Origin of the sequence: Methylobacterium sp. 2A (assembly GCF_009806555.1) — a bacterium.
Lineage (GTDB): Bacteria > Pseudomonadota > Alphaproteobacteria > Rhizobiales > Beijerinckiaceae > Methylobacterium.
The window spans coordinates 122668-137519 of the sequence record NZ_VUOK01000048.1; the positions used below are offsets into that span (position 1 = coordinate 122668).

A 14852-nucleotide genomic window follows, 5' to 3' on the forward strand; every position below is an offset into this window, starting at 1 on the left:
AGCGTTCAATCCGGCCGCTCCGGCCGGCCCGGGGCGCCCGCCGCGGGCGGCAGGAAGGCGACGCGCAGGAGCTCGACGAGGTGGCGGCGGTTCACGAGAAACAGGATGGCGGCGAGCCCGAGATAGATCCATGCGAGCGTGGCCAGCGTCGCCACCGTGCGCGCCGCGTCGTCCCGGTAGGCGAAGGCCAGCACCACCTGCAGGCCGAAGAGGCTTGCCAGGGCGAATGCCGAGAGGAGGTCGAGACGTAGCCGCAGCAGCAGGCCTAACGCGAACAGCGATTGCGCGGCGGTCAGGAAGAACTCCTCCACCTGGCGGGCGTCGAGCGGCAGGTTCGCCAATGAGCCCGCGCCGACGCTCATCGCGAGCGGCAGCATGCCGACCAGTAGCGTCCACTGGCTGATCTTGTCGCTGACGAGGGTGCCGAGCCCGTTGGCGGCCCGGCCCGCCAGCACGAACAGGACCGCGACGGTCATGGCCGGGGCTTCGCTCGCCAGCGGCGCGAGCCACTGGATGAGGAGGAACTCGTCGAGGCCGAGGACCCGGCCGGCGCCGACCAGCGCCTCGGCGAACGGCTCGGCCGAGATCAGGATGATCCCGCAGGCGACCAGCGTCAGGGCCGCCGTCGCGGCCCACCGCATAGCCACGGGCAACGCGTTCAGGGCGGCGGCGGGGCCGGGCTCCTCATCCTCATCCTCATTTTCGTCCTCAGGCGCGCTGCGGGTGCGCCAGACATAGGCGCCGAAGAACGCCGCCAGGACCACGAAATCAAGCGGCCCGATGCCGTCCTTGAGCACGATGACGAAGGCGTACAGGCTCGCCAGGAGCAGGAAGGCGACCTCGACCGCGTTGGCTCGGGTCAACTCCACCGCGCGGCCACCGCCCCGCGCCCAATGGATGGCGACCAGGAGCGGCCAGGCCAAGCCGACGAGCAGCCGGTTGGCCCCCGTCATGTTGGCGGCGGCGTAGTGCACGTACTGCGAGCCCGGCCCCACCTTGCCGGCCTGGTAGGCGTAGTAGAGGTCGACCGCATATTCGGGCAGCACGGTCACGAGGGCGACGACGGCGATGATCAGCCCCTGCGAGACGTGCCGCTCGGCGGCTTCCGCCCCCCAGGACAGCAGGAAGCCCGCCGCGAGAATGGCGGCCCCGAAGGCCGCCGTCTCGCCGATGGGCCCGACCTGCAGGCCGGCCAGCCGTAAGGTAAGGGCCGGTGTCGCCGCCGCGACCGCGAGGGCGACCAGCATCAGGAAGCGTCCCACTCATCCCTCCTCGTCACACTCACGGGCCGTGGCAGCCGGGCGCGGGCGGTCCCCGTCGGCGGGCGTCGCCGTCGGGCGGACCCACGGCCGCGGCGTGGTGACCGAACCTCGCCGGGCGCCCTACCCGATGTGTCCGGCGGCCGCGGCCAATCCCGCCCCTATCACGCTGGCGGCGCTCACCCGAGGTGCGTGATCGGCCGGTCGGAGGGGGCTCGGTTCGGCTCTCCGACAGGAACGGTGCGGCCGCGCCGAACGGCTGGCGTGAGCCGAGGACGCACCCGGTCCGCGGGGCGGCGACCGCCGGATCGAGCCCTCACAAACTCTTCCCCTCGGCGGCGGCGCGCCGCCGATCGGACACGAGGAATCCGTCGAGGAGCAGCAGCACCACGCCCGCCGAGATCCAGACGTCCGCCAAGTTGAAGGTGAACCAGCGGATGCCGCCGGCGTGCAGGTCGAGGTAGTCCGTGACGACGCCGTCCATGAGCCGGTCGACGAAGTTGCCGGCGGCCCCGCCCGCTATCGCGGCGAGCCCGAGGCGTTCGAGCCCGCCGCCCGCGGCCAGGGCCCAGCCGGCCACGAGGCAGGTGAGCGTGCCCTGGATGGCGAGGAGCAGCGCCAGCGAGGACGGGTCGTGCGCCGGGAACAGGCTGAAGCTGATGCCGTGGTTGAACGACAGGCTCAGGTCGACGAAGGGCAGCGCGCCCCTGACGGCGCCCTCCTCCAGCCACGCCTCGGCCACCGCCTTCGCGCCGAGGTCGATGGCCGCGGCGGCCACCGCGACCCCGGCCACGGTCGCGGCCCGGCCGGCCCACCCTGACCGGGAGATCATCAGGCCCTCAGGAGACGGAGCGCGTTGGCCGTCACCAGGACGGTCGCGCCGGTGTCGGCCAGGATGGCCGGCCAGAGGCCGGTGATGCCGGCGATGGTCGTCACCAGGAACACGGCCTTCAGGCCGAGGGCGATCGCGACGTTCTGGCGGATGTTGCCCAGGGTCGCCCGAGAGAGGGAGACCAGCGCGGCCACGTCGCCCACCCGGTCGTTCAGCACCGCCGCGTCCGCCGTTTCCAGGGCCGCGTCGGTGCCGCCGCCCATCGCGATGCCGACGCTGGCGGCGGCGAGCGCCGGCGCGTCGTTGATGCCGTCGCCGACCATCGCCACCGGAGCCGCCGCCTTCAGGGCCGCGATCTCGGCGAGCTTGTCCTGGGGCAGGAGCTCGGCCTTCACGTCGAGCCCGAGTTCGGACGCGACCGCCTCGCCCGTGCGCCGGTTGTCGCCGGTCAGCATCACGCTGCGGACGCCGAGCTTCCGCAGGGCCGAGATGCCAGCCGCCGCGTCGGCGCGGGGCTCGTCCCGGACCGCGATGGCGCCCAAGGCCTCGGCGCCGCGGACGACGATGACCACCGTCTTGCCGCCGGCTTCCAGGTCCGCGACCGCGCGCTCGGCCTCGGGGCCGAGCCGCGCGCTCTCGGCGGCGTGGCGCGGGGAGGCGACGAGCACCGTCTGACCCATCACCGTGGCCGACACCGCCTTGCCGGGGATGGCGCGGGCGTCCCGCGTCGGCCGCAGCGGCACCCCGTCCGCGCTCGCCCGGTCGAGGATGGCCCGGGCGATGGGGTGGCTGCTTCCGCTCTCGACCGCGGCGGCCAACCCGAGAAGCGAGCGCTCCGACGCGTCCGGGGCGAAGACCAGGATGTCCGAGACCCGCGGCCGTCCGGCGGTCAGCGTCCCGGTCTTGTCGAACGCGACCGTGCGCACCCGCCCGATGACCTCCAGCGCGGCGCCGCCCTTCACGAGCAGCCCGCGCCGCGCCCCGGCGGCCAGTCCGGAGGCGATGGCCGCCGGGGTCGAGAGCACCAGCGCGCAGGGGCAGGCGATGAGGAGGAGCGCCAGGCCCCGGTAGATCCAGGTGCCCCAGTCGGCGCCGAGCAGCGGCGGCACGACCGCGACCGCGGCCGCGAACGCGAACGCGATGGGCGTGTAGACCGCGCTGAACCGGTCGATGAAGCGCGCCGTGGGCGACTTCGACGCTTGCGCCTCCTCGACGAGGTGCAGGATGCGGGCGACCGTGTTGTCGGCCGCCGTCTTTGTGACCCGGACCTGGAGCGCGCCGTCGGCGTTGACGCTGCCGGCGTAGACCGGGTCGCCGACCTCCTTGGGCTTCGGGACCGACTCGCCGGTGATGGGGGACTCGTCGAGGCTCGACGCGCCGTCGGTGATCACCCCGTCGGCGGGCACGCGGTCGCCCGGCCGCACGACCACGACCTGACCGATGGCCAGCGATGCGGCTGCCACCTCGCGGGTGGTGCCATCGGCCTCGTCGACCAGGCGGGCGGTCTTCGGCACCAGGGCGGCGAGCGCCTTGATGCCGGCCCGCGCCCGGCCCGCCGCCACGACCTCCAGCATCTCGCCGACCGTGAAGAGCAGCACGACGATGGCGGCCTCCTCGGCGGCGTGGATGGCGAGCGCCCCCGCGGTCGCGACCGTCATCAGCATCTCGATGGAGAAGGGCGTGCCGGCGAACGCCGCCACGGCCGCGCGGCGGCCGTAATAGGCGAGGCCGACGAGCGCCCCTGGCCAGTAGGCGTACTCGCCCACCACGCCCGGCGCGACCCGCTCGACCAGGAAGCCGGCGGCGAACAGGGCGCCGATCAGGATGCCCAGCAGCGCCTTCCGGGTCCGCCAGAGCGGCGGCTCTGGCTCCTCCGCGGTCTCGGCGGGCGGGGCGCCGCCCGAGGCTTGGGCCATGGCCAGGTCCGCGGCCGTGGGAAGCGGCGCGACGCCGTAGCCCAGGCGCTCGATTCGCCCCTCCAATTCGGTCCTCGGGGTCGCGGCCTCGTCGAGCGCGAGATCGAGGACTTGGCTGCCGTAGTTCACGCGCACGTCCGCGACGCCCGGCAGCCGGGAGACGGCGGTCTCGATCTTCCCGGCGCAAGTCGGGCAGTCCATGCCCTTGACCTTGTAGCGCAGGGCCTGCGGTCCGTTCGTGGGGAAGGATGTGCGGTCCGCGCCGGCGGCCTGGTTCATGGTGCGCTCCGTTCGCCGGGCTCCTGGTCCGGACTGGTAAGGTCCCCTACATGCACCCTGTAGTCACTACAGGGTCAAGGCCGTGCGAACCGCCCCTTCCATGACCATCGGCAGCCTCGCGGAGGCCACGCAGACCCGTGTCGAGACGGTCCGGTGGTACGAGAAGGTCGGGTTGCTGCCCCCGCCGGCGCGGTCGAGCGGGAACTACCGGCTCTACGGGCCCGAGCACCTGCGCCGGCTGAGCTTCATCCGCCGCGGTCGCGCCCTGGGGTTCACCGTGGAGCAGATCCGGGACCTGCTCGCCCTGGCGGACGACCGTGAGCGTTCCTGCGGCGAGGTCGACACCATCGCCCGCGCCCATCTCGCCGACGTGGAGCGCAAGCTGGCCGACCTGACCCGGCTCGCCTCGGAACTGCGTGAGGTCATCGGCCAGTGCGGCTGCGGGTCGGTCGCCGACTGCCGCATCATCGAGGCCCTGTCGCCGTTGGGTGAGCCCGCGTGAGCGACCTTGGCCCGAGGTCAGCGAGCGACGTAGGGTGTCATCAGCACCCGGCTCTCGAACAACCCCTTGGCCGCGAACCCGCAGCACGCGACGGCGAGGACAGCGACCGTAACCGCGGCGAACGCTCGGCGCGCGGCGGCCCGGACGTGCGGCCTGATGCGACGGCGGAGGCCCGCGTTCCTCTGGCCCCAGGAATGGCGTTCCTTCATCACCAGCTCGGCCTTTCCTGAAGGGGAGGCTTGTCACGATTGCGCCGTCACGACGCCCGCAAGGCACTAGCTCCGCCTCAAAACCGAGAGGCGGATTTGCGGTGAGATGTATGCCCGACCTGCCACCGTGTGGTAATTACGAAGGCTGGCAGATGTACACCAACAAGCCGACGCTTCGTCCAGGCGCGGTTAGGCACAAGGGGATCCGCGGCGCACGCATAAGCGCAAGCCGAGCGACTACTTCGACCCAACCGGTATGGGGGCGAAATTCCTCTGTGATTGACCCGCGACGCCGGCGTTTAGGCCAGGAAAGCGCGACCAACCCTGCGAGTCGGGGAAGCTGAGCGCCCTGGTTACCTCCTCGAACCGGGCGCGCGCGTCCGACCAGCCCTGCGCGAAGTCGAACAGCTCCCGCAGGGCCGGTGAAATCTCCTTGTAGGCCGCGAGTGCGGCAACCAGCGCCCCGAGCGAGAGCCGGCCCTGGATGACAAGGTAGCCGCCGATCGAGAAGAAGAAGAACGGCGTCAGGTTGGCCGTGTAGTTGTAGAGACCCTTGAGCCGGCCCTTCAGATCGGCGATCTCGACGCGCACCCGCTCCAGCGCCTCGGCCTGGCGCATCTGGCGGAGGAGGACCGGAGGATGTTCCGCGGTCCCGGCTTCAGGCGCGGTCAGGAGGCCGCCGAGCGTCCGGGTCGCGTGCACCCGCTCACGCACCTTGGCGTTCAGGCGCCGCTGCAGCCGCGGCAGGAGCGTGAGCTGCAGCGGCAGCATCACCAACGCGGCCAGCGCCAGGGCGGCATCCTGGAGGAGTAGGAAGGCCACGCTGGTCAGGAGCGTGCCGCCCTGGACGAAGGGCACGGCCACCAAGCCCGCGCCGGCGTAGCCGATGGGCTCGACCTCCTGAACGGCGACGGCGGCCAGCGCCGCGCGGCGCTCGGGCGACCGCTCCCCACGGGCCCGCCGGAAGACGGCGAGGCGCAGCCGGCGCACGAGGCGCTCGTTCAGGCCGCCGCGCGTCCGGTTGACCGCGTACTTGGCGAGGCCGCCCAGCGTCAGCACGGCGAGGTAGCTCGCGCACAGCGCGAACAGGAGCTCGACACGTCCAAGTTCGAGCCCGAGGAAGGCCATCCCGGGATGGCCCTCGCCCTCCGCGTCCGAGAGGGCGTGGTTGATGATGTGCTTGGGGATCTCCAGGAGGAGCCACGCGGCCGGCAGCGTCAGGAGCGAGAGCAGCAGCAGCCGCAGCTGCGGGCGCAGCGTCGCCCGCAGGACGTAGCGCTCAAGGCGCCACTCTTCCGGACTGCCCGCGCCGCGCCGGCGCCGTTCGCGCAGCGTGCGCCAGGCGAGGCGCAGCGCCATCCACCCCGTCCAGGCCGGCGCCACGACGAGAACAAGGACCGACACGAGCTCCATCCACCAATGGCCGTGAGGTCCGTCGAGGCCGGCGACACGGTGGATCAGGTCGTGGACGACGATGGGCGTGAGCAACGATGGCACCGCGACGGGAAGGTGGATGCAGGCGGAACAGGTCCCGCCGCGCAATCAAGCCGGATGGGAGGGCATGCCGGCCTACATGCGTTCCTTGATGCCGGCGCCGACGAGCCACCAGTTCACCGGGTAGCTCGTCAGGAATCCCGCGACCATGGCGACCTGCATGGCGGCCCAGAACTCGACCGAGTTCACCGGGGCCCGCTGCCCCGTCAGGTGCGGGAACAGGTAGAACTGCGCGAAGGCCATGAAACCGTACATGCCGACCTGCCAGGCGATCAGCGAGGCGGTGTCCGCCTTCACGGCCGCCACGAGGCCCTGGCCGGGGGAGAGCCCCCGCATCGGCACGATGGCGTAATACTGGAACACGATCCCGAGCGCGTAGGCGAAGACGAAGTCCACCACCCAGACCGCGTACATCTTCTCCTCGAACAGGGAGTGCCAGCCGAACCAGACCGCCACCACCGGCACCAGGAAGGCGAGCCACTCGGCGGCGACGTCGCCCAGCATGCAGCCGCTGCCGCAGTGAAGCGCGCCCTTGCCGACCATCACCGGGAACGGCGTGCCGGTCATGTTCGGCGGCTCCTCGCCCCGCTCCTTGGCGAGGTGGTGCGCCTCCCTCGTGGCGAGGCGCCCGTATCGGAAATAGGCCCAGACAACGGCCACCGTGCCGAACAGGGCGCTGACCGGCCAGACCACGTTCATCACGGTCATGTGCTGCGGGTGGCGGATGACCTGTCCCGACAGCAGCAGGGCACACGCGGCCCCCAGCAGCAGGGACGCGACGGCGAGGGCGTGGAGCCAGGTCGGGAACATGGAGGCTCCTAGCGGGCGGACGAGGGATCGAGCTTCGTCGCCCGCAGGCGCAGGGCGTTGCCGATCACGCTGACCGAGGACAGCGCCATCGCCGCGGCCGCGATAACCGGCGAGAGCAGGATACCGAGGAACGGGTAGAGGATGCCCGCCGCCACCGGCACGCCTGCGGCGTTGTAGATGAAGGCAAAGAACAGGTTCTGGCGGATGTTGCCCATGACCGCCCGCGACAGGCGCCGGGCCCGCACGATGCCGAGGAGGTCGCCCTTGAGCAGCGTCAGGCCGGCGCTCTCGATGGCCACGTCCGTGCCCGTGCCCATGGCGATGCCGACGTCCGCCGCGGCGAGCGCGGGAGCGTCGTTCACGCCGTCTCCGGCCATCGCGACGACCTGACCGGCGGCCTTGTGGCGCTCGACCACGGCGGCCTTCTGGTCGGGCAGCACCTCGGCCTCGACCTCTTCGATGCCGAGCCGGCGCGCCACGGCATCGGCAGTCGTGCGGTTGTCCCCGGTCAGCATCACGACCCGGATGCCCTCGGCTCGGAGAGCAGCGAGCGCTTCCGGCGTCGTCGCCTTGACGGGGTCGGCGATGGCGATGACGCCGGCCACGCGCCCGTCGACGCCCGCGAAGATCGCCGTGGCGCCGTCGCGCCGGAGCTCTTCGGCCTCGGCCGCGTGGGCCGAGACATCGACGCCCTGCTCGCGTAGGAAGGCGGCGTTGCCGAGGGCCACGCGCCGGCCCTCGACGGTGCCGAGCGCGCCCTTGCCAGTCGGGCTGTCGAAATCCTCGACGGGGGAAGTCGCGATCCCTCGCTTCCCGGCGGCCGCCACGATGGCCAGGGCGAGCGGGTGCTCGCTTGCCCGCTCGACACTCGCCGAGAGGCGCAGCACGGTAGCCTCATCGAATCCGGTCGCCGCCACGACCCGCGTCACCGCCGGCTTGCCCTCCGTCAGCGTCCCCGTCTTGTCGACCACCAGCGTGGTGACCCGCTCCATGCGCTCCAGGGCCTCGGCGCTCTTGACCAGCACCCCGGCCTGGGCGCCGCGGCCGACCCCGACCATGATCGACATCGGCGTGGCGAGGCCGAGCGCGCAGGGGCATGCGATGATGAGCACCGCGACCGCCGCAAGCAGCGCGAACGTGAAGCGCGGCTCCGGCCCGAACGCCATCCAGGCGACGAAGGCGAGCACCGCCACGCCGATGACCGTTGGCACGAACCAGCCGGCGACATGGTCGGCGAGGCGCTGGATGGGCGCGCGCGAGCGCTGCGCCTCGGCCACCATCTGGACGATGCGGGCCAGCATGGTGTCGCGCCCGACCTTGGTCGCCTCGACCACGAGCGAGCCGGACTGGTTGAGGCTGCCGCCGATGACGGTGGCGCCGACCTCCTTGCCGACGGGCATGGATTCCCCCGTCACCAGGCTCTCGTCCACCGAGCTGCGGCCCTCCACGACGGCGCCGTCGACCGGCACCTTCTCGCCGGGGCGCACGCGCAAGCGGTCGCCTACGCCGATGGCGTCGAGCTGCACCTCCTCGTCCGTACCGTCGGGGTGGATGCGCCGGGCCGTCTTCGGCGCGAGGTCGAGCAGCGCGCGGAGCGCGCCACCGGTGCTCTCGCGGGCGCGCAGTTCCAGCACCTGCCCGAGCAGCACCAGCACGGTGATGACCGCGGCCGCCTCGAAATAGGCGGGTACCGCCCCGCCGTGCCCGCGCAGCGCCTCCGGGAAGAGCCCGGGCGCGAACGTCGCGACCACGCTGTAGGCCCAGGCCACCCCCGTCCCGAGGGCGACCAGGGTGAACATGTTCAGGTTGCGCGAGACCACGGAGCGGTAGGCTCGCACGAAGAATGGCCAGCCGGCCCAGAGCACGACCGGGGTCGCCAGCGCGAACTGTATCCAGTTGGACGTCTGCTGGCCGAGGCGCTCGGTGAGGCCGAACAGGTGGCCGCCCATCTCCAGCACGAACACCGGCAGGGTCAGGACGAGCCCGACCCAGAACCGCCGGGTCATGTCGACGAGCTCCTCGCTCGGGCCTTCGTCGGCGCCGACCATCGCCGGCTCCAGGGCCATGCCGCAGATCGGGCATGCCCCGGGGCCGACCTGCCGAACTTCCGGATGCATCGGGCAGGTGTAGATCGTGTCCTCGGGCACCGGGTCGGCCTTCGTCGCGGCTTGGCCTGGGTCGACATAGCGGACCGGGTCGGCCTCGAACTTGGTCCGGCAACCGTTCGAGCAGAAGTAGTACGGGTGCCCGTCGTGCTCTGCCCGGTGCTTCGTCGCGTGCGGGTCGACCATCATCCCGCAGACGGGGTCCCTCACCCGGTCGGCACCGGCATCGCTCGCCGTGCCGCCGGCCTGGTCGCCGTGCGCATGGCCATGAGCGTGCCCGTGACCGTGACCGGCATGGCCGTGGCCGCCCGCGCAGGCGTGGCCTCCCGAAGCGGGGTGGTGTCCCTGTGGCGCGTCGCTCATGACCGCTCCTTCCGCATGGCCGAGGAGGCGCCGCGGGGCCACGAGCGACCCGACGGCAGCCGGTGGCTTACTGGCGGCCTTCCTTCTGGGCGTTCTTGTCGAGCCAGGACTTGAGCTCGGCGATGCTCTTCTCCTGCTCCTGGATCGTCTTCTCGGCGATCTTCTTCGCCTCGGGATTGTCGCCGTTCTTCAAGCCGACCTGGGCCATCGCGATGGCGCCCTGGTGGTGCGGGATCATCGCGCAGATCCAGGCGACGTCGGCGTCCTTGGCCATCATTCCCTGCATCATGGGGCCGTTCATCGACATCATGGCCTGCTGCAGGCGCTTCTGGGCCTCGGTCATCTGGCCGCCCATGCCCTGCATGGCCTGGGACATGTGACCCTGCATGTCCTTCATCGAGTCCTCCTTGGCGGCCGACGCCGCCTTGCAGGCCGCGGGAAGCTCGAACGAGGGCCCCTGCATGGAGCCGTGGTCGTGGTCGGCGGCGAAGGCCGCCCCTGTGCCGGCGAGCGCCAGGGTCGCGGCGAGGGTCAAGGTGCGAACGAACAAGATTGCCTCCTCAGGTCGGTTGGCGGGGGCGGCCGGCCGGGCTGCCGGGTCGGGTTCAGGCGGCCATCTTCCGGCAGCTCTCGGCGCAGGCCCGGCACTGCGCGACGCAGTCCTGCATGTCGCCGACCTGCTCGCAGCTCCTGGCGCAGGCCTCGCAGACCTCGGCGCAGGCCCGACAGGTGTGCTTGTGCTCCGGTAGGCCGATCAGCATGAAGTGCGCCGAGGTCCGGCAGATCTCCGCGCAGGCCATCATCAGCCGGAAATGCCCCGGCTCGACGTGCTTGCCGCCGGCCGGCAGGCAGTGGCTCGAAGCCATGCCCAGGCAGGTCTGGTAGCAGCGCAGGCATTCGTCGATGCAGGATTGCATCTCGCTCGACACGTGGATCATTCCAGTCTCCATCTCAATTATATTGGCGGATATGGGAACAGCTAGTGATCTGATATAGTATTATCTCGACCATATAGCCATAACCTGGATATTAAACCCCTCAATTCGAGAAGTGTTCAGAAATAAATACTCTGGACGATCACGGATTTGGGAGCGTCGCCTACCTGCGCAAGGGCGACCTCACTGGGTGCCCTTCTTCTTGAGGAACGCCTCCATCTGGGCGATCTCGACGTCCTGGGCCTTGATGATCTCCTCGGCCAGCTTCCGGATCTCGGGGTCCTTGGAATACTGGAGGGCAACCTTGGCCATCGCGACGGCGCCCTTGTGGTGGGGGATCATGCCGCGCACGAAGTCGACGTCGACGTCGTTCGAGTAGCGGATGTCCATGTTCCGGTGCATCTCGGCGTCGACGTCGCGGAACGCCTTGGTCGCGGGCGTGTCGGTCTGGGACGTGGCCGCCGGCATTGGATGGTGGCCGGCGTGGTCCATGTGCTCGCCGCCTTTCATCTCGTGGGCGGCCGCCGCGCCTGCGAGGGCGAAGGCCACGGCGGCTACGGTGGTGGTAAGGGTCTTCATCGAGGCGTCTTCCTGCTCGGGGTCGGGCTCAGTTGAACTTGCCGCTGGCGGTCTCGCCGCCGGGCCCCGTGAGTTGCACGGCGCCCTTCGGGCTTTCGCCGAGCGCGGTCGCGGCCTTGCCGGTCATGCGGTTGCCGTCGGCGGGCTCCAGGGGCACGCGGGCCGGCTTGCCGCCGACGACGAGGATGGCCGTGCCCTTGAAGCCGGCCGCGGGGACCGGCTTCTGCCCCTCGTCGGACAGGAAGACGTCGACGGTCTCGCCCTTGGCGACGAGCTCGACGTGGAACTTGCCGGCGTCCGTCACCCGGCCGCCGTGCTGGCCGGCGGTCTCGTGGGCGCAGACGGCCGACGCTGTGAGAAGGGCGGTGATCAAGGCCAGCCTGGGTAGGATCATCGTGGGTCTCCGGGGATGTGCGGGTCAGTACGCCTCGGCCGGGCGCGGGCGCGCGCCGTCCAGGGGTGGGTGGGCCGGCGCCTCGGCGTGGAGGGCGCGCAGCCGCTCCAGCGGCCGGCGGCCGAAGCGCAGGAACAGGACGGGGGTCAGGAAGGTGTCGAGCAGCGTCGCGCTGACCAGGCCACCGAAGATCGTCACCGCCACCGGGTGCAGGATCTCCTTGCCCGGGCTCAAGGCGTCGTAGAGCAGCGGCACCAGGGCCACGCCAGCGGACAGCGCCGTCATCAGCACCGGGGTCAGGCGCTCCAGGCTGCCGCGCACCACGAGCTCCGGCCCGAACGGCACCCCCTCGTGCAGCGACAGGTTCAGGTAGTGGCTGATCTTCAGGATGCCGTTGCGCGCGGCGATGCCGGTCAGCGTGATGAAGCCGATCATCGACGCCACCGAGAGCGGCTGTCCGACGAGCCACAGGGCAGCCACCGAGCCGATCAGGGCGAGCGGCACGTTGCCCATGATGATGAGCGCCAGGGCCGCCGAGCGGTAGCGGCTGAACAGGATGGCGAAGACCAGGGCCAGGGACAGCGCTGAGAGCGCCGCGATGGTCCGGCTCGCCTCTTCCTGCGCCTGGAAGGTGCCCTCCAGGCTGGTGAAGAAGCCCGGTGGCATCGGCTCCTTAGCGACGGCCTCGCGGATGGCCGCCACGATGGTGGCCATGTCGCTCGCGCCGTCGGTGTTGGCCTGCACCACGATGCGGCGCCGGGCGTTCTCGCGCAGGATCTGGTTCGGCCCGTCCGTCTCGCGGATGTCGGCCACCTGCCGCGCCGGCACCCAGCCCGAGGGGGTCTCCAGGAGGAGGTCGCCCAGTCCTGCCGTGGTCCGGCGGTCCTCGGACAGGCGCAGCACCACGTCGAAGCGACGCACGCCATCGACCACCGTCGAGACCACCCGCCCGTTCGACAGCCGGCTGATCTGCTCGACGACGGCCGCCGGCTGGACGCCGTAGAGGGCGGCCCGGGTGTAGTCGACCCGCACCTCCAGCTGCGGGATGCGCACCTGCCGCTCGACCTGCAGATCGACGAGGCCGGGAATCGTGGCCATCCGCTCGCGGAGGGAGTTCGCCACGCGGCGCAGGGCATCGAGGTCCTCGCCGTACACCTTCAGGGCGATCTCGGCGCGCACGCCCGAGAGCATGTGGTCGAGCCGGTGCGAGATCGGCTGTCCGACGTTCACCGCCACCGGCAGGGCCGCGAGGCGCCCGCGGATGTCGGCGACGAGGGCCTCCTTCGGTCGCTTCTGCCCGTCGTCCAGGGCCACCTCGATCTCCGAGGCGTGGACGCCCTCGGCGTGCTCGTCGAGCTCGGCCCGGCCGGTCCGGCGCCCGACCGCCTTCACGCCCGGGATGTCCAGGAGCAGCTTCTCGGCGATCAGCCCGACCCGGTTGCTCTCGGCGAGCGAGATGCCCGGGTTGAAGGTCATGTTGACCGTGAACGAGCCCTCGTTGAACGGCGGCAGGAAGGCCCGGGGGAGGTTCCACGCGGCGATGCCGGCCGCGACGACCGCCACGGCGACGGTGCCGACCAGCAGGCCCTGGTGGCGGAAGGCCACCCGCAGCAGGGCGGCGTTGCCGCGCTTGAGCAGCTTGAGGAAGCGGCTGTCGTGCTCCTCCAGGTTCCTGAGCCCGGGCAGCAGCAGCGACGCCAGCACGGGGGTCAGGGTGATGGAGGTGAGCAGGCTCGCCAGGATGGAGATGATATAGGCCTGCCCCAGCGGCGCGAAGAGGCGGCCCTCGATGCCCGACAGCGCGAACAGCGGCACGAAGACCAGGATGATGATGAGCGTCGCGTAGACGATGCCCGAGCGCACCTCGTTCGAGGCCTCGACCACCACCTGGAACACGCCCTTCGGGTTGCCCGCTCGCCGGTTCTCGCCGAGCCGGCGGTAGATGTTCTCGACGTCGACCACCGCGTCGTCGACGAGCTCGCCGATGGCGATGGCCAGGCCGCCGAGCGTCATCGTGTTGATCGACAGCCCGAACAGGTGGAACACCACCGCCGTCGTCAGCACCGAGACCGGGATGGCGAGCAGCGAGATGGCCGTGGTGCGCACGTTCAGCAGGAAGGCGAACAGCACCACCGCCACCACCAGCACGGCCTCGACGAGGACGCGCTCGACGTTGCGGATCGAGGTCTCGATGAAGTCCGCCTGGCGGAACAGGAGCTGGTCGGCCTTGATCCCGCCGGGCAGGGTCGGGTTGAGCTCCTTCAGGGCGGTCTCGATGCTGCGGGTGAGCCGCACCGTGTCGACGTCCGGCTGCTTCTCGACCGAGACGATGACCGCGGGCTTGGCCATGTAGCCGGCATCGCCCCGCTTCACCTTCGGGGCGAAGGACACCTCGGCCACTTGGCGCAGGTAGACCGGCGCATCGGCGACCGTCGCGACCACGAGCTTGCGCAGGTCGTCGAGGCTCATGGTCCGGCCGATATTCCGGATCAGGTACTCGCGCGCGTTCTGGTCGGTGAAGCCGCCGCCGGCGTTGGTGCCGAACTGGGCGAGCGCCGTCTCAAGCTGGGCGTTCGTCACCCCGAGAGCGCGCATCGCCGCGGGGTTCGGGCTGACCCGAAACTGGCGCACCTCGCCGCCGATGGGGATGACCTGCGCCACGCCCGGGATGGTCAGCAGCCGCGGCCGGATCGTGAAGTCGGCGACCTCGCGCACCTGCATCGGGCTCGCGGTCTCGCCGGTGACCGCCACCAGCAGGATCTGGCCCATGATCGAGGAGATCGGCCCCATGACCGGCGTGACGCCGCGCGGGAGCTGGTCCTGTACCAGCGACAGCCGCTCCGCGACCTGCTGGCGATTCCGGTAGATGTCGGTGCCCCAGTCGAACTCGACGTAGGTGATGGAGAGCCCCACACCCGAGACGGAGCGCACCCGGCTCACCCCCGGCAGCCCGTTCATCCGGGTCTCGATGGGGTAGGTGACGAGCTGCTCGACCTCCTGGGGCGCGTAGCCCTCGGCCTCCGTCATGATGGTGACGGTCGGGCGGTTGAGGTCGGGGAAGACGTCGACCGGCAGCTTGGTGGCCGTGAAGGCGCCGTACAGCACCAGCACCGCGGCGAGCGCGAGGACGAGAAGGCGGTTGCGGACCGATTGGCCGACGAGGAAGGTGAACATC

At 71.1% G+C, this 14852-nt stretch carries 12 protein-coding genes; 1 reads left to right on the plus strand and 11 read right to left on the minus strand.

All coding sequences use genetic code 11. The annotated features are described in order from the left end of the window. Positions 1–5: 5 nt before the first annotated feature. The 3 genes from FVE89_RS21940 to FVE89_RS21950 all read right to left on the minus strand — a co-directional run bounded on the left by FVE89_RS21940 (position 6) and on the right by FVE89_RS21950 (position 4286). A complete protein-coding gene (locus FVE89_RS21940) occupies positions 6–1262 on the minus strand; it encodes a sodium:proton exchanger (RefSeq protein WP_160536388.1) in 1257 nt (418 codons plus the stop codon). Between the two features lie 313 nt (positions 1263–1575). Continuing rightward, positions 1576–2091, minus strand: a complete 516-nt coding sequence (gene lspA, locus FVE89_RS21945) for a signal peptidase II (RefSeq protein ID WP_160536389.1) — start codon at positions 2089–2091, stop codon at positions 1576–1578. Next, a complete protein-coding gene (locus tag FVE89_RS21950) occupies positions 2091–4286 on the minus strand; it encodes a heavy metal translocating P-type ATPase (protein ID WP_160536390.1) in 2196 nt (731 codons plus the stop codon). The genes lspA and FVE89_RS21950 overlap by 1 nt, the downstream gene beginning before the upstream one ends. Before the next feature lie 100 nt (positions 4287–4386). Between FVE89_RS21950 and FVE89_RS21955 the strand changes: the two genes are divergently transcribed. After that, on the plus strand, positions 4387–4788 hold the full coding sequence (locus FVE89_RS21955; RefSeq protein ID WP_063110606.1) for a helix-turn-helix domain-containing protein: 402 nt from the start codon (positions 4387–4389) through the stop codon (positions 4786–4788). Between the two features lie 446 nt (positions 4789–5234). On the opposite strand, the gene FVE89_RS21965 is transcribed toward FVE89_RS21955, so the two are convergent. The 8 genes from FVE89_RS21965 to FVE89_RS22000 form a co-directional block, all read right to left on the minus strand. Beyond that, positions 5235–6494 (minus strand): multidrug ABC transporter ATPase, encoded by a 1260-nt coding sequence (locus tag FVE89_RS21965; RefSeq protein ID WP_342390002.1) that lies wholly within the window; start codon positions 6492–6494, stop codon positions 5235–5237. Positions 6495–6566: 72 nt separating this feature from the next. Continuing rightward, entirely contained in the window at positions 6567–7301 is a 735-nt protein-coding gene (locus FVE89_RS21970; protein ID WP_160536392.1) for a DUF4396 domain-containing protein, read from the minus strand. Positions 7302–7309: 8 nt separating this feature from the next. After that, positions 7310–9769: a heavy metal translocating P-type ATPase gene (locus tag FVE89_RS21975; protein ID WP_160536393.1), complete on the minus strand. Its 2460-nt coding sequence runs from the start codon at positions 9767–9769 to the stop codon at positions 7310–7312. 67 nt (positions 9770–9836) lie between these two features. Next, positions 9837–10319 (minus strand): DUF305 domain-containing protein, encoded by a 483-nt coding sequence (locus FVE89_RS21980; RefSeq protein WP_160536394.1) that lies wholly within the window; start codon positions 10317–10319, stop codon positions 9837–9839. A gap of 55 nt (positions 10320–10374) precedes the next feature. Next, positions 10375–10707, minus strand: coding sequence for a four-helix bundle copper-binding protein (locus FVE89_RS21985; protein WP_160536395.1), 333 nt, complete (start codon positions 10705–10707; stop codon positions 10375–10377). Positions 10708–10887: 180 nt separating this feature from the next. Further along, positions 10888–11283: a DUF305 domain-containing protein gene (locus FVE89_RS21990; RefSeq protein ID WP_160536396.1), complete on the minus strand. Its 396-nt coding sequence runs from the start codon at positions 11281–11283 to the stop codon at positions 10888–10890. A 28-nt stretch (positions 11284–11311) separates the two neighbouring features. Beyond that, positions 11312–11677 carry a hypothetical protein gene (locus tag FVE89_RS21995; RefSeq protein WP_160536397.1) on the minus strand — a complete coding sequence of 122 codons (366 nt, stop codon included), beginning with the start codon at positions 11675–11677 and terminating at the stop codon, positions 11312–11314. 24 nt (positions 11678–11701) lie between these two features. After that, the gene (locus FVE89_RS22000) at positions 11702–14851 is read right to left on the minus strand and encodes an efflux RND transporter permease subunit (protein ID WP_160536398.1); all 3150 of its coding nucleotides are present in this window, start codon (positions 14849–14851) and stop codon (positions 11702–11704) included. Position 14852: the final 1 nt, after the last annotated feature.

Excerpts from the sequence above, each read along its gene's own strand:
- lspA (WP_160536389.1), bottom strand. The coding sequence starts at position 2,091 with ATGATCTCCCGGTCAGGGTGGGCCGGCCGGGCCGCGACCGTGGCCGGG.
- FVE89_RS21955 (WP_063110606.1), top strand. The coding sequence starts at position 4,387 with ATGACCATCGGCAGCCTCGCGGAGGCCACGCAGACCCGTGTCGAGACG.
- FVE89_RS22000 (WP_160536398.1), bottom strand. The coding sequence starts at position 14,851 with ATGTTCACCTTCCTCGTCGGCCAATCGGTCCGCAACCGCCTTCTCGTC.
- FVE89_RS21985 (WP_160536395.1), bottom strand. The coding sequence starts at position 10,707 with ATGATCCACGTGTCGAGCGAGATGCAATCCTGCATCGACGAATGCCTG.
- FVE89_RS21975 (WP_160536393.1), bottom strand. The coding sequence starts at position 9,769 with ATGAGCGACGCGCCACAGGGACACCACCCCGCTTCGGGAGGCCACGCC.
- FVE89_RS21950 (WP_160536390.1), bottom strand. The coding sequence starts at position 4,286 with ATGAACCAGGCCGCCGGCGCGGACCGCACATCCTTCCCCACGAACGGA.
- FVE89_RS21970 (WP_160536392.1), bottom strand. The coding sequence starts at position 7,301 with ATGTTCCCGACCTGGCTCCACGCCCTCGCCGTCGCGTCCCTGCTGCTG.
- FVE89_RS21995 (WP_160536397.1), bottom strand. The coding sequence starts at position 11,677 with ATGATCCTACCCAGGCTGGCCTTGATCACCGCCCTTCTCACAGCGTCG.
- FVE89_RS21990 (WP_160536396.1), bottom strand. The coding sequence starts at position 11,283 with ATGAAGACCCTTACCACCACCGTAGCCGCCGTGGCCTTCGCCCTCGCA.